Genomic DNA, 223 nt, shown 5'->3' with positions numbered 1-223 from the left:
CCACAGGATTGATAGTCACTATCCCGTGCTGATAATTCTCTAAAAGCTAGTTTTCCTTCTTCAGAAAAAAAGCCTTTTATTCGCTTTGCGTTTTCACTGCGCTTCGTTACCGTACGGCCATATTTTAAAAAACCATCGTTAAAAGTTTCCCTATACGCTTTTAGAACCATTAATCACACCAACTTTTCCTAAAGCTACATCTAAAATAAGTCTGGATAATTCA

At 36.3% G+C, this 223-nt stretch carries 1 pseudogene; it reads right to left on the bottom strand.

The features are described 5' to 3' along the window. Positions 1–170, bottom strand: a pseudogene (locus ACQGS6_RS29635) (head-tail adaptor protein); the annotation flags it as partial. Positions 171–223 lie beyond the last annotated feature (53 nt).

Source organism: Bacillus sp. GMs2/2, from assembly GCF_050172095.1.
In the GTDB taxonomy this organism is placed as follows: domain Bacteria; phylum Bacillota; class Bacilli; order Bacillales; family Bacillaceae_G; genus Bacillus_A; species Bacillus_A cereus.
This window is presented reverse-complemented; position numbering and strand designations above follow the sequence as displayed.